The 1,757-nt window shown below is 44.1% G+C and carries 3 protein-coding genes; all 3 read left to right on the forward strand.

Going from position 1 to position 1,757, the window contains the following annotated elements; translation table 11 throughout:
- On the forward strand, positions 1-814 hold an 814-nt coding region (locus WBM49_RS11310), incomplete at its 5' end, for a tyrosine-type recombinase/integrase (RefSeq protein ID WP_424372160.1).
- A gap of 50 nt (positions 815-864) precedes the next feature.
- Positions 865-1,101 (forward strand): DUF4160 domain-containing protein, encoded by a 237-nt coding sequence (locus tag WBM49_RS11315; RefSeq protein WP_424372161.1) that lies wholly within the window; start codon positions 865-867, stop codon positions 1,099-1,101.
- Positions 1,085-1,399 (forward strand): DUF2442 domain-containing protein, encoded by a 315-nt coding sequence (locus WBM49_RS11320; protein ID WP_424372162.1) that lies wholly within the window; start codon positions 1,085-1,087, stop codon positions 1,397-1,399. Before WBM49_RS11315 ends, WBM49_RS11320 begins: the two co-directional genes overlap by 17 nt.
- The last annotated feature ends 358 nt before the right edge of the window (positions 1,400-1,757 follow it).

Raw genomic sequence — 1,757 nt, forward strand, 5'->3', positions numbered from 1 at the left:
TACCTATCGTCCGGAAAAAGCCAGTTATCAGGATGTTATGCATTACATCCAACATTTACGGGAAAACAACAAGCATCCTAAGACCATTAGAAACCACCTGTTCGCTATCAAGATTTATTACCGCTACCTGGTAGCTGAAGGAAAGCGAAACGATCACCCATGTCAATACTTGTACTTACAAGACAGCATTAATCGGGCTGCGGATGTACAGAGCTTGTATCCCATGAAGCAAATGGAAGGTTTTTTAGAAACTTACCAAGCTGGAAAGAAGAACAAAGCAACAGAGGTTAGGGAAAAAGTGTTGATCGGTTTACTGATCTATCAAGGGTTGACCGTCCTTGAAATCAGCCAGCTAAATATCGAGGATCTGAACCTGCAGAAAGGAACAATCAGTATCAAAGAAAACGCAAAGACAAACAGCAGAACCTTAGACCTCAAATCCAATCAAATCCTGCTCCTGCAGCAATACATCAATGGAACCAGGAAACAGCTTTTAGAACGAGTGCAAAAGAAATCAAAAGTTTACCCGTCCGAAACAGAGTGTAGGCGGGCACTAATCATTGACTACTCAGGACGTAGAATAGCACCACATGACATTAACCGACTCATCAACTACGGAAGGAAGAAAACCGAACAAATGAAGCCGATCAAAATACGGCAAAGCCTAATCGCTCACCTGATCAAATCGGGTAACAACCTACGGGTGGTCCAAGTCTTTGCCGGGCATAAACGGATCAGCACCACAGAAGCGTATAAACAAAGTGACCTGGAAGAGTTGAAAGCGGTTATTGATCAGCTGCACCCGTTGCAATAAAAAACTTATAGCTGCGAAATGCCATATCAAATTTTTAATACCTTCACATCATGCCTACTGTTCTAACTATCGATGGATTTAGGTTTCACTTTTACTCGGATGAAGGTAATGAGCCTTGCCACATTCATATCAAAAAAGGAGGGGCAAGGGGAAAAATATGGCTCTTGCCCGCTTTTGAGGAAGATTACTATTATGGGTTTACGGAACAGGAAAAGAGAAAAATCCGTAAAATTGTTAAAGAATATGAGATTTTTTTAATTGAACAGTGGAATGAGTACTTCAAATAAAATCATTAACAAACCGGCTACCGACCCTCTGGATAGACTCATCTTCGAAGAAGGGTTAAGGATCAAAACACTATGGTTCGACCAAGACCTGGATCTAATCATCGTTTTGTTGAACAATAAAAAAATCATCCAACGGCCAATCTCTGATTTTGCCAGGCTTAAAAATGCCTCCATTGAACAACTCGCCAATTATGAAAGTGATGGCATTGGGATACACTGGCCGGACATGGACGAAGACCTAAGCCTCAGAGGGTTCTTAAAATATGAGTTAGCCCACTTTGCCGAAAAAGCAGCCTAGATACTACTGAGGCTGTCCGGCCTCCCGGCCTAAAGCCGGGATTAGAAATATAGGTGCCCTCCGGGCGCGCTCTTACCCTGCCTGCCCAGACCCAATATGGCCGCCTTCGGCAATGTGTTTTTCTGGGCAGTCACCAGAGTCGCCTTGTCTGTCCGCATCTACCGCCCATAGACCTGTAGCACCATACGTTCAGGTAGCGAATGCATCCACTGACGAAAAAATACAAGTCTTCACACCGTAAAATCACTTCGTTTTTTTAGCCATCCCGCAAACCCAACTTGTATTTTTTGTCAGCGGCAAACCTGCCCTTCTTCTGGCACACAGGCTATGGGGTGCGGTCAGCGCACAGTCAGCCCCC

The sequence above is a fragment of the Muriicola sp. genome (assembly GCF_049669965.1).
Classification (GTDB): domain Bacteria; phylum Bacteroidota; class Bacteroidia; order Flavobacteriales; family Flavobacteriaceae; genus Muriicola.